The organism is Chloroflexus sp. MS-CIW-1, from assembly GCF_030444705.1.
GTDB lineage: Bacteria > Chloroflexota > Chloroflexia > Chloroflexales > Chloroflexaceae > Chloroflexus.
This window is the reverse complement of sequence record NZ_JAUBWR010000001.1, coordinates 185,091-207,495: the sequence shown is the minus strand read 5'-3', so window position 1 is coordinate 207,495 and position 22,405 is coordinate 185,091. Positions and strand designations below refer to the sequence as shown.

Annotated in this window: 15 protein-coding genes; 10 read left to right on the top strand and 5 right to left on the bottom strand. The window is 54.6% G+C overall.

What is annotated here, in order from left to right:
* Positions 1-336 precede the first annotated feature (336 nt).
* Genes QTO31_RS00835 through QTO31_RS00825 form a run of 3 tightly spaced genes read right to left on the bottom strand, consistent with a single transcriptional unit; the run spans position 337 to position 3,085 of the window.
* Positions 337-1,935, bottom strand: a complete 1,599-nt coding sequence (locus QTO31_RS00835; RefSeq protein ID WP_301427793.1) for an Eco57I restriction-modification methylase domain-containing protein — start codon at positions 1,933-1,935, stop codon at positions 337-339.
* 8 nt (positions 1,936-1,943) lie between these two features.
* A complete protein-coding gene (locus QTO31_RS00830; protein ID WP_301427792.1) occupies positions 1,944-2,903 on the bottom strand; it encodes a XamI family restriction endonuclease in 960 nt (319 codons plus the stop codon).
* A 5-nt stretch (positions 2,904-2,908) separates the two neighbouring features.
* Positions 2,909-3,085: a hypothetical protein gene (locus QTO31_RS00825; protein ID WP_301427791.1), complete on the bottom strand. Its 177-nt coding sequence runs from the start codon at positions 3,083-3,085 to the stop codon at positions 2,909-2,911.
* Positions 3,086-3,704: 619 nt separating this feature from the next.
* Here QTO31_RS00825 and QTO31_RS00820 point away from each other — a divergent pair.
* The 5 genes from QTO31_RS00820 to QTO31_RS00800 all read left to right on the top strand — a co-directional run bounded on the left by QTO31_RS00820 (position 3,705) and on the right by QTO31_RS00800 (position 9,859).
* Positions 3,705-4,670 (top strand): GNAT family N-acetyltransferase, encoded by a 966-nt coding sequence (locus tag QTO31_RS00820; protein WP_301427790.1) that lies wholly within the window; start codon positions 3,705-3,707, stop codon positions 4,668-4,670.
* Positions 4,671-5,140: 470 nt separating this feature from the next.
* Positions 5,141-5,788 carry a TetR/AcrR family transcriptional regulator gene (locus QTO31_RS00815; protein ID WP_301427789.1) on the top strand — a complete coding sequence of 216 codons (648 nt, stop codon included), beginning with the start codon at positions 5,141-5,143 and terminating at the stop codon, positions 5,786-5,788.
* A complete protein-coding gene (locus QTO31_RS00810) occupies positions 5,785-7,545 on the top strand; it encodes an efflux RND transporter periplasmic adaptor subunit (RefSeq protein ID WP_301427788.1) in 1,761 nt (586 codons plus the stop codon). Before QTO31_RS00815 ends, QTO31_RS00810 begins: the two co-directional genes overlap by 4 nt.
* 52 nt (positions 7,546-7,597) lie before the next feature.
* Positions 7,598-8,398 (top strand): ABC transporter ATP-binding protein, encoded by an 801-nt coding sequence (locus QTO31_RS00805; protein WP_301427787.1) that lies wholly within the window; start codon positions 7,598-7,600, stop codon positions 8,396-8,398.
* 210 nt (positions 8,399-8,608) lie between these two features.
* Entirely contained in the window at positions 8,609-9,859 is a 1,251-nt protein-coding gene (locus QTO31_RS00800; protein ID WP_301427786.1) for an ABC transporter permease, read from the top strand.
* A 119-nt stretch (positions 9,860-9,978) separates the two neighbouring features.
* Here the strand turns inward: QTO31_RS00800 and QTO31_RS00795 are convergent, their stop codons facing one another.
* The gene (locus tag QTO31_RS00795) at positions 9,979-10,641 is read right to left on the bottom strand and encodes an SH3 domain-containing protein (protein ID WP_031461301.1); all 663 of its coding nucleotides are present in this window, start codon (positions 10,639-10,641) and stop codon (positions 9,979-9,981) included.
* A 1,021-nt stretch (positions 10,642-11,662) separates the two neighbouring features.
* Between QTO31_RS00795 and QTO31_RS00790 the strand changes: the two genes are divergently transcribed.
* The 5 genes from QTO31_RS00790 (at position 11,663) to QTO31_RS00770 (ending at position 18,261) form a co-directional block, all read left to right on the top strand.
* Entirely contained in the window at positions 11,663-13,273 is a 1,611-nt protein-coding gene (locus QTO31_RS00790; protein WP_301427785.1) for a gamma-glutamyltransferase family protein, read from the top strand.
* Positions 13,274-13,299: 26 nt separating this feature from the next.
* Positions 13,300-14,823 carry an acyl--CoA ligase gene (locus QTO31_RS00785; protein WP_301427784.1) on the top strand — a complete coding sequence of 508 codons (1,524 nt, stop codon included), beginning with the start codon at positions 13,300-13,302 and terminating at the stop codon, positions 14,821-14,823.
* Between the two features lie 281 nt (positions 14,824-15,104).
* Positions 15,105-16,061 carry a type I pantothenate kinase gene (gene coaA, locus QTO31_RS00780; RefSeq protein ID WP_301427783.1) on the top strand — a complete coding sequence of 319 codons (957 nt, stop codon included), beginning with the start codon at positions 15,105-15,107 and terminating at the stop codon, positions 16,059-16,061.
* A gap of 21 nt (positions 16,062-16,082) precedes the next feature.
* On the top strand, positions 16,083-17,063 hold the full coding sequence (locus tag QTO31_RS00775) for a 2-dehydropantoate 2-reductase (protein WP_301427782.1): 981 nt from the start codon (positions 16,083-16,085) through the stop codon (positions 17,061-17,063).
* Positions 17,064-17,379: 316 nt separating this feature from the next.
* Positions 17,380-18,261, top strand: a complete 882-nt coding sequence (locus tag QTO31_RS00770; protein WP_301427781.1) for an ABC transporter permease — start codon at positions 17,380-17,382, stop codon at positions 18,259-18,261.
* 256 nt (positions 18,262-18,517) lie between these two features.
* Here the strand turns inward: QTO31_RS00770 and QTO31_RS00765 are convergent, their stop codons facing one another.
* Positions 18,518-21,679 carry a S8 family serine peptidase gene (locus QTO31_RS00765; protein ID WP_301427780.1) on the bottom strand — a complete coding sequence of 1,054 codons (3,162 nt, stop codon included), beginning with the start codon at positions 21,677-21,679 and terminating at the stop codon, positions 18,518-18,520.
* Between the last annotated feature and the right edge of the window lie 726 nt (positions 21,680-22,405).

The window sequence follows — 22,405 nt, the reverse complement described above, 5'->3', positions numbered from 1 at the left end:
TCAACCCGTGGTGCACAACGGTTTCAAGCGTCTCTGCTTCGATGCGTGCAATCGCTTGCGCCACACGTGAGATCAGCGAGGAAGAACGACAGTAGGGCAACGGCGCATTACGCAGTCCGGCAGCACGTTGGACGAGCGATCAAGCGTTGCAGCCAGACTAGTCTCACGGACTTCTTCATCGTCGGGCTTGCGGAGGGTACCCTTCGGATTGGCTTGCAATCGGCGTCATCGGTCGTACAGTCTCATGTTCGATCATTACCGATAGATTGGCTGGCTCTATGAACATGACGCTTCAAGCCGTATTCGTGTTGTGCTATCTTTTTCCAACGAACATCCTCAACCATCAAACAAGGTGTACTGATGGTGTGACGATGTACGCAATTCAGGCCAGCGCTCGACAAACGCCAATGCTGAAATGCGGGCGAGTTCGCCCGGTTCAATCTTATGGAGACCTCCCCCATAGACTCGCCCTTCACTCCGCAATTCATCCCCGGTCACTTGTGAAAGCAGTGCAAACACATCGGCAGCAGCATCAGGGTGCTGCTGCAAGAGGCGCTCCAGTCCGCCCTTTGGGTAGAGCATCAGGTAGAGATTGGTTGCAATCGCGTGCGATTGGTTCCAGATAAACCGGAATGGCCGCTTTGTCCCGACACCACGTCCCATGTATGTGCAGAGGAACGGCGCCGGATCACGCTGTTCCTGGCGATACCAGGGTTTTCGCCGGTCGATCAGGTAGCCATGCCTGATTCCGAGTGTCTCGGCAGTCTGGAGATACTCCCAGAGTGTCGGGAACTGCTCACATAACACCGATTCCGGCAGATCACAGTCAATAATGCACAGTTGTGGTTCGATGAGAGGATAGCCTTCCTGATCTGACGTAATGACTGTTGTTTTTAGGAAGCGGGGAGCTGGCAGGATGGGACGCAGGCAGCAAGGTGGAAATCTTCGTTGCTCGGCTATACGACGTTCGAGGATGAAAAACCGATTAGCGCCTGTTGCAATCCCGCGCCGGATGTGAAAGAGATCGCCCAACGTTAGGTCATCATTGGTACTCGATAGCCAGCGATCAGTCTGTGGATTATACGGGTAAACCGTCCATTTCCGTGCATGACGAAGCTGTTGGAGAGGTATGCTGTCACCGACCCTCGGGCTTAACAGCGTGCCTCCGAAGGTAAACTCAACGACGTGATCGGCAGGTGGTGGAGTCTTGTAGAATACCAGCACAGCCGATGATACCAGCGCATCGCTGAACTGCACGTCTGCCGGATCGAAGCGGTGAACCCGCATCAGCGTGACCTGGTCGGTTAGATAATGTCTCAGTGCCACACCATAGTTAACATCCATAAACTCTGAAGGAATCAGCCAAGCGGCGTAACCGCCATCTGCCATCCATGCAGTTGCCAGCAACACGAAGTAGACGTACAGTCCTGCGAGACCATGCACCTGAACGCCGGTTAGGCGAAATGTCAGTGCACGTAGTCGTTCTTTTTCTTCACAACTGAGATGATGATGGCGCACATACGGTGGGTTGGCAAGGATCAGGTTGGGCGAAACCGATCGGGGAAAACCGTCGATGATCCGAGTAAAATCTTCCTGCACAACATCGAGACCAGACAGCGCCCACAGGTCGCGGGCGGCATCACACAATGTCGGGTCGAGCTCGATACCAATCGCCGAGATAATCCGCTCTTGACCAAACACTGCAAGCGCAGCAGAAAAGAAACTGCCAGTACCGAGCGCAGGATCAGCGAAGCGGATCGTTGGGAGCTTGCTTCCTGCAATACGTTTAACATAACGAGTTATCTCGACTGCGAGAGGATAAGGAGTTGCAAACTGACCAAGGCGGTTTCGCTCGGTCGCAGGTTTGCTTATATCGAACGCAGCCTGGAAGGCCTGTCGCTGCAATTCAATCGGACGCACGTCGTTTGCTAGCATATCATCCTCTACAGCCCTAGATGTTTCAATTCATCGATTCGGTGTTCCCAAACCCAATCGATACCTTCAGCCGCAACGTAACCAAGGTAGTCGCTACCAAAATATCCGCACAGGAAGAGTACGAAGGTCACGTTTTGCCCAAAGGTCTCCCTTAACTGGCGAACCTTCATTGCCTCTTCCTTACGGCGCTTGTTCGTATTCGTGAAATCACCCGCTGATTTGGCTTCAATCAGCACTGGCAACCGATCTTGTCGTGGTTGGACTGGTTGAATAACAACATCAATCGGAATATTTACTTTGTGTATTGTACCAACAAGGACTTTCAAATGAAAAGTGAATGTTCCTGCTTCCATTTCTGTAATTGGCTTTTCTAAAGGGTGTGGCTGTTTGCGATAGCCGAGCTGTTCGAGATATTTACCGATTAAGGTGAGCTGTCGTTGCTCTTGGGCATTGCGAATGATTGGATTTGCTACTGAGCTGCATCGCCTGTCGGCGATAATAGTTGCGGATCGGTCACGTTCCTGGTCGTTTGGTGTCGTGCCACTGACCAGCCATGGGAAAATATCCCGATCTAACAATTGTGAAAGAATATCACAGATTTTCGTCAACGCTCTATCGAGGTCAGTAGACACAATTCTGTCTGGTAGTTCATCCTGTTCTAATCGTTCAATCAAGTTCCTGCTGACGCCTGTCAGTCCAACGAGTCGGTCAACGGCGAGCGGTGGTGCAGTACACATGCGCAGCGTAGGGAGTATGCCAGGATGTGAACGCAGTGTGGTCACATCGAGGCGACGCAGATCATCCGTTACGTGAAGCGCACGGATAACATGTTCAGTTGTGACTACCCGTGTCATTCGAAACGTCTCAGGCGCAAAGACGACAAACCATTGGTTGAAATAGTCAACCGACGCCGCAATATCTTTCTTCCAGCGATGTGGTTTATCGGCGTTGACAACTTGGCGACTCATAGCGATTATTCTTCCCTCCCGGCAATCTCGCCGAGGTCGCGGATCACCACGACGATGGTCTGCCAGTCGAGGTCGCGCCGCTGGATCGGTTGGGTCGTGAAGCCGCCCTGCTGCAGGAGGGGCAGGAGGGAGGTTGCTTCGTCGGCTGGAATGTCGATGGCAATATTCTGTTCGTAGGTCATCGGCGTTGGTTTGGTAGGAATAGGCGTTTATGTAATTATAGCATATCAAAACGTTTCAAAGTGCTTTTCCTACCCGATCAATCGTGATGGAGAAAATTAGGAGAGAGGACGGAGAAGCGGGTTTCCTAATCACCAGTAACGTTGAGGGAGCGCTCATCTTCCCGTGTAAACGGTGATCATCTGCTCTACCTCCCCCTGCTTCTCGCCACGTGGGAATGACTGTGAGGCGTGTCGGCCAACCTCAGCCGCTCTGACGCCTAATCACACCTTTCCGCTCCCCGTGGGCGCGGACGGGGGCTGGGGGGAGGGTGAGGGAGCAACCTCCCCCTTCCTCTCCCTCAAAGGGAGAGGAAGGGGGCTGGGGGGAAGGTGAGGGCGCCAGCCGTGCTCTAAATTCGTTGCACAGCGACCCTCGTTCCGAATAAGCGCCGACTCTCCTGCCGCATTGGTTCAACGCAGCCTCCACAGGGTTTACCCGATCTCAGATTGCCTCAGTCCCGAACGCTTTTTTCTAACAACATTGTCACACCAATTAGGGAATATTTCCCTGATTCTGGGCTTTATCGATGTGGTACAACAACTCACGACGGATGCTTCGGAAGTTAGGCTGAGGAACAGAATGCGTATCATTCAACCAGTTGAACCGCAATGCTGGTGGGAAATCGCCCGCGCTTGCTCGTATGCCACCTTCTTCCACACCCCACTCTGGACAGAACTGGCATGTGAGGTTAACTGTATGGTGCGAGATCGGACGATTGCCGCTATCTTTCCTAATGGCACCCGTGCTGTGTTGCCATTACTTGAGATTCGGCGCTTCGGTCCATTCGCATCGCTGATGTCAACCTTTGAAGGATGCTACGGTGGAATTATTGCCGATGGCCCGCTGAGCGCTACAGATGCGGCTAAACTCTATCGGCAGGTCTACCGTTGGGATATTAGCAACTTCTATTACCTGGCAAACCCGTTGGCGCCACCAGAAACCGTGGATACGACTTACCAGTTCGCCAATGAGATTACGTATCTCATCCATCTTGATCAAGACTTTGAAAGTATCTTTAGTCGCTTTGACAAGAGTGCGCGTACCAACTATCGGCGGGGTCTGCGTGAAGGAGTACGTATTCGGCGGGCAACATCGCTTGCCGACTATGAAGCCTACTATCGCGCCTACCGCGAAGCGGTGCGACGCTGGGGGGAAGATGAGCACTACGGGTATCCGTGGGAGTTCTTTACTCACGTCTTTGACTTCGAGCGGCGCTATCCCAACGAGATCACGCTGTGGGTGGTCGAACTAGATGGCGCTGTCGTTGGTGGTACGCTGGCTTTCTATTGGAATCAACACGTTACTGCATGGCATGGCACTGTTACCAACGAAGCCCTCAAGCGACGAGCGATGGTCGTGCTCGATGTTGAAATTGCCCGCGATGCTGCGGCGCGCGGGTTTCGCTATTACGACCTCAACACCAGCGCCGGGATCGAAGGTGTGATGCAGTACAAGCGCAATTTTGCCTCTGCCGCATATGCCATTGCCCGCTGCCGCTACCGTAGCCCGCTGATTCAGTCAGTCCGCGCTCTCGTTCAAAGTTAATCTCGTCGTTGCTCACTTATCCGATATCGGCGAGAATCATGGTAAAGCCGGGCATCGAATCTGCTCCATCGTTCCAACAATATTAGCCTATCTCAACAAGCTATCGAGACCGGGTTGGCGTCTGTCCCTACTGGTATGGCAACGATCTCATGTTCGCTTCCTGCAGATCACCCCGTTCGCTCCCGAACCGGGGAGCGGAAGTCGGGCAAAGCGACCAACCCAACCTGCCCTAACACCCAACCTCCCCCTGTGAGCGCGGATGAGGGCTAGGGGGAAGGGGCGGGCGCAACCTCCCCCCTCCTCTCCCACAGCGTGGGAGAGGAAGGGGGTTGGGGGGAAGGTGAGGACGATACCCACCCCCTTCTCACTCACAAAAATGGACAAAATCTTTGCAATATGTTGACAAAATATCTGCGCCGTGGTATATTACTGACCGGTTGGTAAGAATTTACTAGATTGATGTTTTAAAAATGACCGAAGCCGATGTGATGCCCGATCCACGCATTAGTGATAGCCCTACCGCATTGCGTATTCTCGATGTGGCGGCCCAACTCTTCATGCAGCGTGGCTATCGAGCAGTTTCTATCAATGACATCCTGCAGGCTGCTGGAGTTACAAAGCCAACCCTGTACTACTACTTCAAAGACAAAGAGGAACTCTTTGTGCAAATGGGGTTGCGCGTGCTGGCAGGAATGAGTCAACCACTGACCGGGCTGGCTACTGCTGACCGGCCTATCGATGAACGGTTGCGTGCTATGGCAACCGTCCTGGTGACCGGTTACGAGGGTGACATGCGCATGATGCGGCACGAGATGATGGAGCATCTCGACGAGCCAGCTCGGCGCCAGTTGAGTGCAGCGTTTTACCATCATCTCTTTAAGCCACTCGTGCGTGTGATGCGTGACGCGGTTGCCCATGGCCTGATCCGAGAGCATATCTCACCGGAGATGGCGACGATGTTGTTTCTCAACCTCTGTGAGGCGTTTCATGAACTAACCCCGCCAGGCCCTATGGCAGAGTGGGTTGGCCCGGTATCACCGAATCTTTTGGTTGAGCTTTTTCTGTACGGTGTCAGTACGCGAGTCGCACCGTATCCTTTGGAGGGAGTGAAGGAATGAGTACATTACCCCAGGCCCGACCTCGTTTTGGTTTACCACGTCTTTCCTGGCCGATGTTAATTGCAGGCGTTTTGCTGATCGCAGTACTCGCGACTATTCTGCTGCGCTTTTCCACCACGACAATCTCCGATTCATTGGCTAATCTCACGCTGGCGCCGGTTACTCGCGGCGATTTGCAGCTTACGGTTAAAGCAACCGGTTCAGTTGAACCAAACCAGACCGCCGAGTTGAGTCTGACCCTCCCTGGTCGAGTGCAAGAGGTACTGGTAACAGTTGGGCAAATGGTTGCCGCTGGCGATCCATTGTTACGGCTTGATGATCGTCAGTTGCGCGCCGACGTTGCGGCGGCTGAGGCTGCGGTAGCGCTGGCGCGGGCCGATTTGCAGGCGTTGCGCGAGCGTGCTACGCCCGAACAGCGCGCCGAAGCTGAGGCACTGGTAGCCGCTGCTCAGGCCGGTTTGGCACAAACGCAGGCCAGTGTAACGCCAAGTGATATTGCTGCGGCGCAGGCTGCGGTTGTTGAAGCCCGCGAGCGATTGCAGAAGTTATTAAATGGTGCGACAAGTGAACAGCGGACACGGTCAGAAGCGGCGCTTGTGCAGGCTCGGGCCGAGCTTGACCGGCAGCGCGAGCTGCTGTCGGCTGCCAAAGCAGAGGCTCAGGCCCGTGTTGAAGCGCAGGCAAACGCGCTCCGCAATGCGCAAAGTGCCTATAGCGATGCCTACTGGAACTGGGAGCATGTGAAGGCAAAGGGTACTGATCCCCGTACCGGACGCCCACTCAATGATGCCGAACAGCGTGACTACGAGCGGGCATTTGAACGGGCAGCACGAGCGCTAGCCGATGCTGAAGCAGCACTGGCACAGGCGCAGATTGCATATCAGACGGCTGTGCAAAACGAGATCAGCGGTCTGGCAGCCGCTGAAGCACGGGTGGCCAGCGCCAAAGCCGATCTTGATGCCTTACTAGCCGGGCCAGACAAAGATGCGATTGCCGCTGCACGTGCTCAACTGGCCCGCGCCGAGGCTGAATTGGCCCGACTGACCGGTGCGGCACGCCAAAACACGATTGCTGCTCAACAGGCACAACTGGCAGCCGCACAGGCCCGGCTGGCTCAGTTAACCGCCGATCCGCGGGCCAGTGATCTGGCTCGTGCCGAAGCGCGTCTGGCTCAGGCTCAGGCTCAACTGGAAGCAGCGCGCATTCGCCTGGAAGAAGCGACGCTCCGGGCTCCCTTTGCCGGTATGGTCGCTGCCGTTAATGTCGCACCTGGTGAAACTGTATCTAATCAGGCGCCAGTTGTGTTGATTGATGTTAGCCGATACCTGGTCAAGGTGACGGTTGACGAAGTTGATATTGCCCGCGTCAACGTAGGGCAGCCGGTTGAGGTAAGGGTTGATGCCCTTTCCGCACCGCCGTTCCGCGGTGAAGTAGTGAATATCGAGCCACTGCCTGCCGGTACGAATGGTGTAACTGCCTATCGAGTGACGATTGCCTTCGATCCGTCCGGTCAACCGGTACGACCGGGTATGACAACGAGTGCGTCAATTATTGCGGCGACGCGCACCAATGTGTTGCAGGTTCCGGCAAGTGCGGTGCGTAATGTTGGTGCTAAGACGCTGGTTGATGTTGTGACAGTCGATGCAAACGGCCAGCGCACGATCAGCGAACGCGCTGTGCTGGTTGGCTTGCGGGCTAACGGTTTGGTAGAAATTCAGAGTGGTCTGGCTGAGGGTGAGCAGGTTGTTGTGCGTTAGCCGTCAGATGAAGGCTAACGCCTATTCTTCCACTAGCAAGGAGTGATCGGCAATGACAGAATATATTGGTCGTCCGATTGTCGAGCTGCGCAACATTCGTAAGACATTCCCGACCGGTGATGGCGAGTTTGTTGCCCTTGACGATATAAGCCTGACGATTGAAGAAGGTGAGATGGTGGCGATTATGGGGCCGTCGGGAAGCGGGAAGAGCACGCTGATGACGATCATTGGGCTGCTCGATAACCCAACGAGCGGAGAGTACATCCTTGATGGAATGGATGTCTCACGCCTGAGCCGTCACGAACAGGCGCGTATTCGCAATCGCAAATTAGGCTTCGTTTTTCAGAACTTCAATCTCCTCCCCCGGCTGACTGCGCAGAAGAATGTCGAATTGCCGCTGGTCTACGGGCGGGTCAGTGCCCGTGAACGAGCTGAACGGGCAAGAGCTGCATTAGAGGCAGTAGGTCTGGGCCACAAACGTGACAGTCTGCCCAACACGCTGTCAGGTGGTCAAAAGCAGCGCGTGGCAATTGCGCGTGCATTAGTGCACGATCCGGCCATTATTCTGGCCGATGAGCCAACCGGCGCTCTCGATACTCGTACCGGCGCCGAGATTCTGGCGCTCTTCCGCCAACTCAATCGCGATCAGGGGCGCACGATCATTATCGTGACCCACGATCCTGAGATTGGTCGGCATATGGATCGCGTCATTGGGCTGCGCGATGGACGACTGGTTGATAACATTCTTAGCGAGTACTACGGTGTTGAGGTCTTGGAAGAGGTTGAGCGGTCGCACGGTCTTGAACCGGTACCGGTACCGGTGGTGCGCCGACCAACTGAAGAAGCCGCTTAGCAAAACGGCGTTACCCTGTACGCCTCGTGTCTCTGATCTTCACCTCTGTTGCTTACCCAGTTCGTTTTGGCACTGCTCCCTCTCGTGCGAGAGGGGGCAGGGGTGAGGATGGTCTGCCGGAACATGTAGTCGCACGTTCCGCAGAGCTGTAACGGATACATCTCTTGAGCGACATTGTTGCGAGAACTTCACAAATGCACAGAGGAGCCTATGCTCACCGAGTTGATTGGAATGGCTTTCGATAGCCTGCGCGCCAATAAGTTTCGTTCATTGCTGACCATGCTGGGTGTCATTATTGGCGCCGGTACCCTGGTAGCTGTGTTATCGCTGGGGAATGCGTTACAGGGGCAGGTGTTTGAACAATTTGTTGATTTGGGCACACGGCGCATTGCGGTAACACCGGGTGATCCTCGGGCGAAAGGGGCGCGTGATGTTCCCGGCTATGGCTTGCTCTCGCTCCAGGACTACCAGGTGCTGAACACGTTAGTGTCCAATCACCCTGACATCTTTCGGGCGATTGCGCCAGAAATCACGGTCAACACCCGAGTACGCGCCGGTGCGGTGTCTTTACAAACGTTGTTGGTCGGTACCAGCGCCGATTATCCACAGGTCCAACGCACGCCGATGCTTCACGGACGGTTCCTCACTCCGGCTGATGAGGCAGAAGGGGCACGAGTAGGTGTCTTGGGATGGTTGGTGGCCCGTGATCTCTTCGGCGCCGACAAAGCAGCATTGCGCGATGTGATTGGGCAAACTGTAGAGATTAACGGTCAACCAATCGAGATCGTTGGCATCATCAACGAAAACGGTGGCCCTTTCTCGACCGACAGTCGAATTTTTACTCCGGTCAGCACCATGCGGCTTCGCCTGATCGGTGATCTCGATCTGCCGGGGCGTGGATTGCGGATGAGCAGCATTCTGCTCGGTTTGCAGAGCGAGAAGCAGGTTAATGAAGCTGTAGCGTTGATCGAACGTACACTGCGTGCTGCACGCAACGTTCCCGATGGCGCTATCAACGACTTCAACTTGCAGACCCCAACGCAGGCGCTGAATGTACTGGCCGGGATCAGCACTGCCATTACCGGGTTTATTGCTGTGGTCGCCGGGATCAGCCTCGTTGTCGGCGGCATCGGTATTATGAACATTATGCTGGTGGCGGTAACCGAACGTACCCGTGAGATTGGGGTGCGTAAGGCACTGGGTGCTAGCGATGGCGATGTGCTCGGTCAGTTTGTGATGGAAGCAGTTGCGCTAAGCCTGGTAGGGAGTTTGATCGGGGTCATCGGCGCAATTGGGATCGTCTGGCTTATCAGCACGTTTAGCGGAATCAATACCGGTATCTCGTGGATCGGAATTATCCTGGCTTTGACATTTGCATCGGCTATCGGCGTTGGATTCGGCTACTATCCGGCGCGCCGGGCAGCGTTATTACCACCGATTGAAGCATTACGTTACGAGTAGGTGTTCAGCGTGCTGCACCCCCGCGCATCGTCCGGTGGTGACCAGCGCAATCGTAGCCACTTCCCCCTTCCTCTTCCCTTGTGGGAGAGGAAGGGGCCGGGGGAAGGTGAGGGGGCTATCTACTGGTTCTCATCGGTAACCAATTCGGTACCGGCTACCCACCCCTCTCGACCATCGGCAGTACGAATCTGCCACCACGGATAGCCGTCCTTCTCGTGAGGGCCGGCCAGTAATGTCAGTTTGGTACCGGGAGGTAGTCCATCGAGGACGGTTGACTCGAGACCGGGGGCACTGCGGAGACGTAGATTTTTACCACCCGCCTTCTGAACATACGCGGTACCGCCGATGTGTAGGCCATCAGTTGCCGGTGTGTCTGTTGCCAGTGTGCTTGTTGCCGGTGTACCAGGGCCAATCTTGAGGACACCGCTCGTACCAAAGGCGCCACTTACCGAACCGGTGATGCTCCCTGGTGCAGTTGTTGTTTCTCCGCCTGAAGTACTTGCGCTCTTACCACCACTTGAGGCACCGGTACCGGTTGCGGCTAGTTGATCTTTCAACCGTTTCAGCTCAGCTTCCATCTGCGCCATACGTGTTTCAGCATCGGCCAGCGCCTTACGCACCTTTTCGGCAGCAGCAGCATCCTGCTGTGCAGTTTCGAGCGCCTCTTGCAACCGCTTGATCTCTTGGGCCTGTCGCCCAATTTGATCGCTCATTGAGCGCATTGCCTCGCTAATCCCCTGATTCTTGTCCCCCTCGTCCTTCTTGCCACCGAAATTAATCATGTGAGGCTCCTTCCCTGTTTACGGTACCAGTACATGGTTCATTATAAGGCTTCGGCGATGATGAGAGTAGGATCAGCGTGATCAAAAACCTGGTCTTTTGATGCGGCTCGACAATAGCATCTCCATAATGGTCAGGGAAACGTTGGTGGATAACGCATGCGTCTCCCCGGCGGTTTCAGCGTCTGTGCTGTGGAGCACGCCTGGCGGCCCTCACCTTCCCCCTGGCCCCCTTCCTCTCCCATGCTGCGGGAGAGGAAGGGGGAGAGGACGGGGGGAGGGGGGGCTGCGCGCTGGGGTTCGGATACCACGTGCCCGCACCTACACAGACCTGCCACGCTGCGGGAGAGGACGGGGGGAGGGAGGGCTGAGAGAAAGAACGCTGAAAACCCCCTCACGTAAGCGTCGCATGAGAACGGTACGCGCCTGATGAAACGTTTTTGATCACCCTCTGAGAGATTGGCAACAGCGGCGTATGCAACAACTGCGATGAGGCAAGTATGCAGGATTAGGACGATCCCCAGACAATGGGTTAAAAAAGGGGGTAGCGCGATTTCAGGCATTGGACGGGGTATCGATAGGGGAGACGGGGCCGGAGGTGCAGCGGTGCTGCATCAGGCTCTGCTTCCATTCCCTGAGCGTGTCTCTGAATATTCCCTTGCTGACCAGGGATTGAAGGAATCATTAGCTTGCTGAAGTCAAGTTTTGGCATTTTACATAACTCAACTTTTTTCAGATGCGCTCAGAGGGCTGGCGGATCATTACAGGATCTCTGCGAAAAAGCTTAGTCTAGCGGAACGAAATCTGCCATACTAAGAGCCTATCCGGAATACTCTGTCGCAGAAGAAGATCGGTTGGGGCGCAGCGCCGCTGCGCCCGTACATCTATCAGGTTTCATCCGCTGTACTGTGAGATAATTATTTGGATAGGCACTAAAAACAATCCGCTTCTGTCACCCGATAGTTCGGTTCATTGTATAATCAAATATCTCATCACAATGTGTTTCGTGCAAAGGAGCCTTGTCATGGAACTCAACCTGCACTACTTCCCCTACCCTGGACGACGGATACCGGTAGTTGCCGAGCGTGGTGTGGTTGCCAGTAGCCATCCGCTGGCATCGCAGGCCGGTATGCAGATATTGCAGGCTGGCGGTAATGCGGTCGATGCCGCCATTGCTACTGCTGCGGCACTGACCGTTCTGGAACCGACTTCAAATGGTCTGGGTGGTGATGGCTTTGCGCTCATCTGGGCCGGTGATCAACTGTACGGTATCAACGGTTCGGGGGCAGCACCGGGCAGGTTGAGCGTTGATGCGTTGGCTGTCGCTAGCTATACCGAAATCCCCACCCATGGTTGGTGGCCGGTCACAGTACCGGGCGTCGTTAGATTGTGGGGTGATATGCACGATCGGTTTGGTCGGCTTCCCCTGGATCAGGTGCTGGCCCCGGCGATTACCTATGCTGCCGAAGGTGCACCAACTCCGCCGATGGTAGCATACTTCTGGGCACGCGGCGTAGAAGCGGCCCGCACCCGCCATGGCCCCGAATTTGCCGGTTTCTTACCAACTTTTAGCATCGATGGTCGTGCGCCGCGTCCTGGAGAACGCTTTGTCAGTCCTGGGCATGCCCGCACCTTACGCCTGATAGCCCGATATGGGGCTGATGTCTTCTACCAGGGTGAGATCGCTGAGGCGATTGATCGCTTTGCCCGTGAAACCGGTGGTCTGCTGCGTGCCGAGGATCTGGCTCACCATCGTTCTGAATGGGTAACGCCGATTAGTATGCAGTATCGCGGTTATACCGTTCACGAAATTCCGCCAAACGGTCAGGGTATCGCGGCGCTGATGGCCCTCGGTATTCTCGATCAGTTCGATCTTGTGCGCTATCCCCGTGACTCGGCTGCAGCGTTTCACTATCAGATCGAGGCGATGAAGCTAGCGTTTGCCGATACCTTCGCCTACGTAGCCGACCCGCGCAAGGCCGCTGTCCCGGTGGCCGATATGCTGAACCGTGAACGGTTAGCTGCTCGTTCTCACCTCATCGGTGAGCGCGCCAACACGTTCCAGCCCGACAATCTGCCACGTGGCGGAACCGTCTATTTCGCAACGGCTGATCGTGATGGTATGATGGTGAGCATGATTCAATCGACGTATATGGGGTTCGGTTCAGGGGTAGTGATCCCCGGCTACGGTATTGCGATGCACAATCGTGGTTGTGGTTTTGTGATGACACCCGGCCATCCGAATCAGGTTGCACCGGGCAAACGTCCATTTCATACCATTGTCCCCGGTTTTCTGAGTAAGGATGGCTTCCCTATCGGTCCCTTTGGCGTCATGGGGGCACATATGCAGCCGCAAGGTCACGTGCAGGTGATCGTTAACACGCTTGACTACGGCCTGCATCCTCAGGCAGCGCTCGATGCACCACGCTGGCGTTGGGAACGTGATGGAACTCTTCGGCTTGAGCTTGAAACACCCCGTCACGTTATCGAGGGGTTAGCAGCGCGTGGTCATCAAGTCGTGGTCGAGAGCGAATTAGGCGGTTTCGGGCGTGGTCAGATCATCTGGCGTCTGGCAAGTGGATGCTACGTAGCCGGTACCGAACCTCGTTGTGATGGATTGGCGATTGGTTGGTGACAGGTTCCATAGCAGGTGAGTACGTTATGACGATTAATCGCACATTGTTTGATCTTCTGTCGAATGGCGCCGACCGTGATGCGGCTTTGATTGCGCCGGGTGGTCCGGTCTGGAGCTTTGCCGATCTCCGTTCACAGGTACAACGCCTGGCCGAATGGCTCCAGAACCATGGACTAGGGCGTGGAGATCGGATCGCTATTGCGCTTGGCAACGGGCCGGCAATGGCAATCACCTTTCTGGCTGCGGCTACTGCCGCCACTGCTGCACCGCTCAACCCGAAATATCGACGTGATGAGTTTGCCTTTTACTACGAAGATACCAACGCTCGCGCCTTGATTGTAGCCCCCAACGAAGGTGAAGAGGCACGAGCAGCACTGCGTTCGGGCATGATGCTGATTGAAGCGTCATTTGATGCTCAACACCAGCTTGTGTTTGTCACCTCTGCTCAGGATGCTCCTGCTCGTCGTGATGGGCTGGCAACGCCTGACGACATCGCTATGATTCTGCACACCAGCGGGACGACCAGTCGCCCTAAGCGCGTACCCTTGCGTCACCGCAATCTGGTTGCCTCAACCGCAAATATTATTGCGACCTACCAGTTATGTGCTGCTGATCGATCACTCTGTGTGATGCCACTGTTCCACATTCACGGGATCGTTGCCTCGCTGCTCAGCCAATTGGCCGCTGGTGGTGCAGTTATCTGCCCACCTGGTTTCGATGGTCTCAAATTCTGGAGTTGGGTAGAGCAGGAACGACCAACCTGGTACTCGGCTGTACCAACAATGCACCAGGTCTTGCTGGCCCGCGCCAGCCGCAACTCGGCCATCATTGCCGCTCATCCGTTCCGCTTTATCCGCTCGTCGAGTGCACCATTGCCGCCGGTAGTAATGGAACAGATGGAACAGGTTTTTGCAGCGCCGGTCATTGAGAGTTATGGCATGACCGAAGCGGCCCACCAAATGACTTCAAATCCACTTCCGCCCGCCCGCCGAAAACCGGGGTCGGTAGGAATTGGATTTGGGGTAGAAGTGGCTATCATGGACGAAGAAGGCCACTTGCTGCCGGCAGGAACCAAAGGTGAGGTCGTGGTGCGCGGCCCAAATGTGATCGACGGTTACGAGAACAACCCCGAAGCAAATGCGGTGGCGTTCGTTAACGGCTGGTTCCGTACCGGTGATCAAGGGTATCTCGATGAAGATGGCTACCTGTGCCTCACCGGTCGTATCAAAGAGCTGATCAATCGTGGTGGTGAGAAGATTTCACCCCTCGAAATTGATGATGTGCTCTTGCGGCACCCGGCAGTTGCTGAAGCATTGGCCTTTGCCGTGCCTCATCCAACGCTTGGTGAAGAGGTGCACGCCGCTGTCGTGTTACGCGAGGGTATGAGTGTTGATGAGCGTGCATTGCGCGAACATTGCGCCCGTATGTTGGCCGATTTTAAAGTGCCACGGGCAATTCACATCCTGAGCGCGCTGCCACGGGGTGCTACCGGAAAGTTGCAACGCATAACGATGGCAAAGACGCTAGGGTTAGACAAGACAACAACTTGATCGGTGATGGATGTTTAAGAGGCAGGTTATGTCTTTCTATTGCGATAGTGGCTTGCTCCCTTTCCTTAGTTTTATGGATGGAAGGGGCAGAAAAAGGTGAGAACTGCCAGTTGTGCTCTGTACAGCCATGCGCTGGGCCACCGGTTCTGCTACCTGATCGGGCCGGCTTTCACTAGCGTATTGCTGGTGCGAAACAGGCGGTAGTCAGGAACCCTGTACCTTCCTCGAAAGAGTAGTGTATTGGTTTTAAATCCACTTCCCAACCGGAGACAGGAAACGGCATGATCCCGAAGCCAGAACTCGAACGCCGCCTTTCGCCATACCTGAGCTTTTCACGCTCAGAATGGGCAGCACTGCGTAACGGAACACCACTACCTCTTAGCGCAGACGAATTAGACTCATTGGTCAGCTTAAACGACAGCGTCTCGATGGAAGATGTTGCCGACATCTACCTGCCGCTGGTGCGGTTGCTCCAACTCTACTACGAAAACGCCTGTCACTTGTATCAGGCGACCAGCACCTTTCTTGGCTCGGCAACAGCGCGTGTGCCGTATGTCATTGGCATCGCGGGGAGTGTCGCGGTCGGTAAAAGCAGCACTGCCCGCATCTTGCAAGCCCTCCTTTCGCGTGGTCCTGGGCAACTCAAGGTTGATCTGGTCACAACTGATGGCTTTTTGTACCCTAATCGCGTCCTACAAGAACGGGGTATCATGCATCGGAAGGGGTTTCCCGAAAGCTACGATCGTCGGCGACTGTTACAGTTCATGGCCGACATCAAGTCGGGTTATGGGCCGGTAACGGCTCCGGTTTACTCGCACCTGATTTATGATATAGTTCCTGACCAAGTTCAGGTGGTCGATCATCCCGATGTGTTGATCGTCGAGGGGTTGAACGTTTTGCAACGTGGCGCCAATACCAGGAGGGAACCACAACTTTATGTGTCGGATTTTTTTGATTTCGCGATCTACGTTGATGCGAATGAACATGATCTGGAACGATGGTATATTGAACGATTTTTACGGTTGCGCGAAACAGCATTTCGTGATCCCTCGTCGTACTTTCGCCGTTACGCCGAACTGAGCGAGAGTGAGGCTATTGCAACTGCACGTCGCATCTGGCGCGAGATCAATTATGTGAATCTCAAGCAAAATATCGAACCGACACGTTGGAGCGCCGATCTGATTCTGGTTAAGGGATCACGCCATGAGCTTGAACGAGTGTATCTACGGAAACTCTAGTACTTAGCGAGAGGACAGCGTATGCGTATCTGCATTGTTGGCGCTGGTGCAATCGGCGGCTGGCTCGGCGCCAAACTGATTCAGGCTGGCGCTGACGTAACATTAATTGCACGGGGTGCACATCTGGCAGCAATTATCGCTAATGGCTTAACCATCGAGTATAGTGATGGGCGTCGTGAGGTCGTATACCCGACACTGGCGACAGCCGATATGAACGTTGCCGGGCCACACGATCTGGTCATTGTTGCCGTCAAAGCGCAGGCGTTGCCGGCACTCGCAGCCCCGATGCGTGTGCTTTACGGCCCTGATACAGCCGTTGTCTACGCTCAGAACGGGATTCCCTGGTGGTATTTCTTTCGACACGGCGGTCCATACGAAGGTCATCGGATCGAGGCAGTTGACCCCGGCGGGGTTATTGCGGCCAATACCGAGATCGAACGGGTTATTGGCTGTGTCGTCTATCCAGCAGCCGCCATTGAACGCCCTGGCGTAATTCGACATATCGAGGGCAATCGCTTCGCTCTTGGCGAACCAGACGGTAGCCGCAGCGAGCGTGTTGTCCGTCTGAGTAAATTACTCGAGTCGGTCGGTTTGCGTGCGCCGGTCAAGACTGATATTCGTAATGAAATCTGGCTGAAGCTGTGGGGTAATCTCTCATTCAACCCGATCAGTGCCCTGACTCGTGCGACCATTGATCGGATTATTGCCGATCAGGGTACCTATGCTCTGACAGTAGCAATGATGGCCGAAGCACAGCAAGTGGCCGAAAAACTGGGTGTTCGTTTCCCTATTTCTATCGAGCGTCGTATCCGAATGGCGGAAGAGATCGGCGCTCACAAGACGTCAATGTTGCAGGATATAGAAGCAAAACGTCCAACCGAGATTGATGCACTGTTAGGGGCAGTTGTTGAGCTGGCCGAATTGACTGGAACGCCGACTCCCACCCTGCGAGCTATTTATGCCGTGACCTCACTGCTTGATCGGATCAACTGTGGACGATGAAGGTATCTCGTTGCCCGTCTCGGGTCTGGGTACGATGGTTGTTTCGGTCATACCCTAGACATCATTCTGTTGCGGACACCTGCACGATAATGCAGATGCCGGGAATATGTTACCGGCAGGCGAATACGCTGAAATCTATCCCTACAATGTGAGTGTTGATGCGCGTTCTAAACGGTTTCGCAATCTACCTGTGGCGAACTGAAGCGCGAGCCGACGAGTGTAAGCACAACCAACCGTTCGTCTTGAAACCGAACCATTCTGGCGCCGATGAGCATTCATACCGGTTGATAATACGATTTCTCGCAAAGGAGCATCCATGCATCTGCCAATCGTCAATCCTGTGTTGACACGAGAACTCTTTGGCCGCATTCGAGGGCGTAACGCATGGCTCATTCTAACCGGCTACCTGACCATCATCGGTGCGATTACCCTCTTGATTTATGCCGTATTTGTCAGTTCGGCTATTCCCAACGATCCGGAAACTTCGCTCAGAATTGGTAAAGGTATCTTTTTTACCGTCATGACTGTGTCGTTAATACAGGTGTGCTTTCTTTCGCCCTCGCTTACGGCTGGTGCGATTGTTGGCGAAAAAGAGCGACAAACGTATGATCTGTTACTCGCCTCACCGCTCTCACCACTTCAGATTGTTACCGGTAAAGTATTGGCGGCGATTGCCTTCGCTTTGTTGCTGATTATGGCCTCTCTGCCCATTGCTGGTCTGGCCCTGTTGTTTGGCGGCATTACCGGCCAGGAAGTCTTTATCGGCGTCGTTGGTCTGTTGATAACGGCAATTGCATACGCCGCCATCGGTATATTCTGGTCAACTGTAATGCGCTCAACGCTCGGTGCAACGGTGATGGCTCAGGGCACAGTGCTGGTTATTTTACTCCTGGTGCCATTCCTCTATTTCGTTATTTCATTACTGATCGGTGCTTTTGATGGTCCCCCGTCGCCTTTGTATATCTACATAATGGGTACATTCCTATGTCTGCATCCGTTCATTGCCTTGGGGATGACCGTCGGCGCCCTCGAAAGTGGGAATGGCCCGCTCTTGTGGCAGCTTTCTTCCAGCATTGGCGATTTGTTCGTGCCCTCACCCTGGCTGGTGTACTCGGTTCTGATGATTCTGGTGACGATCACCTGCTTGGCTCTTGCTTGGCAGCGCATACAGTCGGCTGAAGATGATAGCGGTAGCTAGCCTGTCTGTGGTGTGCTGAAGCAACTCGCCACAGCGATCACACTGTTCTATCATCGTTGCAGCGAGGAATAAAATCCGTTGCACGAGGTCAGTGTTCTCGTAGGAAGCCGCAGTGGAAACGGCTTGATTCGGTCCGCACCTATCTATGCTGGAAGAAGGTCATTTGCTGTCACGATAGCGGGGCGACCAGATTGGACGCCCCGACTAGCAATGATGGAACAGATTACGGAAACAGTTTCATCCGTATTCATTCACATCAACGCACAATGATCGCACTGGCCTCGCGGCCTTCCGGCGCAAAGGAGTAGTGTAACAGAATACCCGAATCAGTCACATCAGCCGGGGCGCTAAACCGGTAGATTGTGGTATTGAGAGATCCCCTTTCCGGTACTACCCCACTCCCGACGTCAACATCAAACCGCGGTGCGCCCAATACAGTGCTCATACCTTCGATCTTGCTTAGCTCAAAGCCGGTAAAGTAATTGTCGTAGGTATAGGCATCAACATTGATCTGCTGACCAAGGCTGGTAACACCGATCTGACTTCCGCACATCGTCAGGACAGTGTTCGCGCTGTTGGTAGCGTGGCTGGTGAAGAAGAAGGCGCTGTACGGACCAGCCAATGGGCCAACAAAGAAAGCATTCCGGCCATCAGCCGCAAATGCTCCCGATGGTAGACTCAATTCTGCTGTAAAGCCAACATAGTCGGGTGTCCCATCGCGGTCGGTATCGAAGAGCAGGTCTATCTCCACCGGATAGTTTGAATGAGTGATTCGCTGGTGGGTAGTCACTGCAAACTGAACGATCGGGCTATTTGCCGGGCAGAAACCTGGGATACTGAAAGCTCGCACACCAACGTAGCGCAAATCCATTGGCGGCATTTGTATGCCGGCGCCAGGTGATGCTGTCACAAACGGATTTTCACCGATTAGCGTAAACGGATCGACACTCACCGGATTAGCGCCGGTGTTGGTTAAGCGGGCAGTGGCGGGGCTGGTTGTGGTAGCGCGCACTGAAGTTGGTGCACTAACGGTTCCCGCTGCACGTGGTATGACATGCCATGGCATGGTTAAGTCGTTGGTCGTACCTGCCGCATCAAGCACCAGGTAGCCATCATATTCAACGTCAGTTAGTGCCGCTCCGTTCCCGCCATTTGTTCCTGAATTCAAGACCCAGGTTGGTAGTTTCGTTGGATCGATACGCAGGGTCAGGGTAAAGGTACGCCGACTACGTGGTGGTACCGTAATTGTAGAAACAGAGGTACTCGGTGTCACTGCTCCACTGGCTGCATCGTTGCTATAGCGGAACGTGGGCGTGATGGTGTAGGTGAGAGGTGTATCACCATAGTTACGGACAACAATCGTCCGGCGCAGCGTTGTCGGATTACGTGTCGCATCAACTAATCCAAACGAAATCGTTGCCGCTCCATTTGAAAGCTCCCAGGCGCTGGCCTGCGCGGCAATTGCCCGGTTAATGCGTACTTCGCCACCGCCAATGCGTGTGATAGGAGCCAGCGCTGGGCCGAGGAAGGCCGGTGGACCGTTGTAGATATTCGTTTCAGCAGTGTTGATCAAGCGCGCTTTCAATTCCCACGGTGAGAGGCTCCAGTTCGACGCATTGTACAGTAGTGCAGCCGCTCCGGCCACCATTGGGGCTGCACCGGAAGTACCACCAAACGGCGCCACCCCAGTACCACTACCGGCTACTGCCGAAATGGATGCACCCGGAGCGCCGATTTCGGGCTTAATGATTTGACCGTACATAATCTGATTGCCGTAGGTCATCTGCCCTAACGTTGGCCCACGTGACGAGGTACCAACCACACTGCCGGCATTACTGAACGGCGTATCAAAACCAATCGTAGTAGTATTTCCCGTGCGCGCTTTAAGCGTATTGCCAGCAGCCTGTGTAATTGAGAGTACCGGTACGGTAGGTGTACCACCGCCAAAGCCAAAAACAGGCGGTACTGCACCGGCAACGTTGTTAGCTACAATCACTGCCACTGCACCAGCGGCAGCACCGTTTGAGCCCTTGATACTGATCGCACAGACACCCCGATCAACCAACAGGATTTGCCCGGTCAATGAACCAGGTGAATACGCTGTACAGCCGAGCGCGTTTCCCAATGCCTGACCGTATACCAGTGTTCCACTTACGGGCGTATTGGGAATCGGTGCCCACGGTTGGGCTACTCCGTAGACTGTCGTACTAAGGACGGTAATCGGGTACGAGGCATCGCTCGGCACAGCCGTCTGTGCTACCGAGAGGGCGGTTCGAGCGCCGGCCGGGGTACCGGTAATGTACGGACGATCCGCACTATTGCCGGCTGAAGCGACGACTAGGATGCCAAGCGGTTGCAGATTATCAACCGCAATGGCGGAATCATCGTCATAGTTTTGCCCATACGCAGCCCCAAGCGACATGTTCACAATGTGCATCCGATCATCGGTTACCCCGTCACCGTTAGGATCGGCAACCCAATCGAGACCTTGCAAGATGGCAACCCCGCTGCACGATGAAGATACCGCTGAACAGACCTTCACCGCAAAAAGATCAACTTCTGGTGCAACTCCTTGCTCACCACCGATAATGTCGGCGACATGGGTACCGTGACCGCCAGCACACGTGCCGCTGCTCAATCCAGGCGCGCCACAATCAATCGGATCAGGATCAGGCATCAGGGGCCCATTTGGCCAGACTTCGCCAACAAAGTCGTAACCGCCCTTCACGCGATCGGTTGGAAACAGTCCATCGAGAGTCTTGTTACGTGGATCGGCAGGGCTTGTCCCGTAGGCTGCCTGATAGGCTGCCAGCGTCCCAGGGCCACCAAACGCGGCATGTGTATAGTCAATACCGCTATCGAGTACAGCCACCCGTACACCTTTGCCCCGATAACCAGCAGCTTGCACCTCAGGTGTAGCCCCGATGTATGGTACCGTCTCCATCGGTGGTTGCGTTTCCCGTTCGTAATTCACGACTGGATTAATACGCACCACTTCAGTGTCACGAGCCAGCGCCGGTAACGCTGTACCATCAACCTCAACAATAACCGCATTCAATGCCACTCGCAACCGGGCCAGTTCGTTCAGGGTCGGATCGATAGCCCGTAAGCGCGCCAATACGCGCTCTTGCTGCTGGGTAATGCGTTGGAGCTGTGCCGCTTGCGCAGCCCCCTCAGGTACACGTGCCGTCGGATTTTCGCTCAAGCGAATGACAACCTCTTGCCGACCGCTAGCCCCAATGAGACTGGGAGAAAGGACGAGAGACCGGCCTTCAAGCATCGCCGGTTCTTCCAGACGTAGAGCTTCAATGTTTGGTAGCGGACGTGGCGGTTGTGCAGCGGATGGGGCAACGAGAGCTACGGTAAGGCCAATGCTTATGATCATCGCAAATAGATGACGTTTTGTGATCGATCTCATACACTCCTCAGCTTGTCAATGATACTACCAAACGAACAGGCTATCACACTGGTTGGTGCAACAAACGCTGATCACTACTTTGTGAGTTGCGAATTCCTCCTTTTCTAGGACGTGCGTAATCCTCCAAAATGCTGACGCATGGGTGAGATGAGTGTTCAGAATAGCGCACAGCAACACGTCAGAGTGTTGGATGCACTCTGCACACTCAGCAGCAACGTCGCTGGCAAGATAAGCTGAGGTGAGATGGAGATTTGCAGGCAAAAGGGTAAACTGATTAAACGTATTTGTCAAGCAGAATTTTCTGATCAACAATTAAAAATTCTTCATCTGAGTCATTGCTGCGATGACGTTTTGTTTATCTTTCCTTTACGGAATGCAGAAGCAATCACTGTAGAGACTGCACTGATACATCGTCGTTTTGGCAAGAAATAAAACCTGCCGTGCGGCGGTCAGTACAATTGGATACGGGTTTGTCTGCTGCCAGGGGAAGCCTGGACCTTGCCTAGCCTGCCCTACCCAGTAGAGGCGGACTCACGATCCGGCACTGGGAGAGTAGTGAACCAGAGGTTTTCAAAGTTTTCAGTACTCGTACTGCGAAGTGTGCCTCGTTTTCACTACCCGACAGTGGTGAGGTGAGGAGTGAGGGGCAGAGTAAAGAGAAAAGAGAGGACGAGTGAGCGGAAGAGGCGAGCGCCTAATCTGTTCGCAGCTTCTCATTCCGCTGGT

Bases quoted from the DNA above. Each gene is read 5' to 3' on its own strand.
- QTO31_RS00835 (WP_301427793.1), bottom strand. From the start codon at position 1,935: ATGCTAGCAAACGACGTGCGTCCGATTGAATTGCAGCGACAGGCCTTC.
- QTO31_RS00830 (WP_301427792.1), bottom strand. From the start codon at position 2,903: ATGAGTCGCCAAGTTGTCAACGCCGATAAACCACATCGCTGGAAGAAA.
- QTO31_RS00825 (WP_301427791.1), bottom strand. From the start codon at position 3,085: ATGACCTACGAACAGAATATTGCCATCGACATTCCAGCCGACGAAGCA.
- QTO31_RS00820 (WP_301427790.1), top strand. From the start codon at position 3,705: ATGCGTATCATTCAACCAGTTGAACCGCAATGCTGGTGGGAAATCGCC.
- QTO31_RS00815 (WP_301427789.1), top strand. From the start codon at position 5,141: ATGACCGAAGCCGATGTGATGCCCGATCCACGCATTAGTGATAGCCCT.
- QTO31_RS00810 (WP_301427788.1), top strand. From the start codon at position 5,785: ATGAGTACATTACCCCAGGCCCGACCTCGTTTTGGTTTACCACGTCTT.
- QTO31_RS00805 (WP_301427787.1), top strand. From the start codon at position 7,598: ATGACAGAATATATTGGTCGTCCGATTGTCGAGCTGCGCAACATTCGT.
- QTO31_RS00800 (WP_301427786.1), top strand. From the start codon at position 8,609: ATGCTCACCGAGTTGATTGGAATGGCTTTCGATAGCCTGCGCGCCAAT.
- QTO31_RS00795 (WP_031461301.1), bottom strand. From the start codon at position 10,641: ATGATTAATTTCGGTGGCAAGAAGGACGAGGGGGACAAGAATCAGGGG.
- QTO31_RS00790 (WP_301427785.1), top strand. From the start codon at position 11,663: ATGGAACTCAACCTGCACTACTTCCCCTACCCTGGACGACGGATACCG.
- QTO31_RS00785 (WP_301427784.1), top strand. From the start codon at position 13,300: ATGACGATTAATCGCACATTGTTTGATCTTCTGTCGAATGGCGCCGAC.
- coaA (WP_301427783.1), top strand. From the start codon at position 15,105: ATGATCCCGAAGCCAGAACTCGAACGCCGCCTTTCGCCATACCTGAGC.
- QTO31_RS00775 (WP_301427782.1), top strand. From the start codon at position 16,083: ATGCGTATCTGCATTGTTGGCGCTGGTGCAATCGGCGGCTGGCTCGGC.
- QTO31_RS00770 (WP_301427781.1), top strand. From the start codon at position 17,380: ATGCATCTGCCAATCGTCAATCCTGTGTTGACACGAGAACTCTTTGGC.
- QTO31_RS00765 (WP_301427780.1), bottom strand. From the start codon at position 21,679: ATGAGATCGATCACAAAACGTCATCTATTTGCGATGATCATAAGCATT.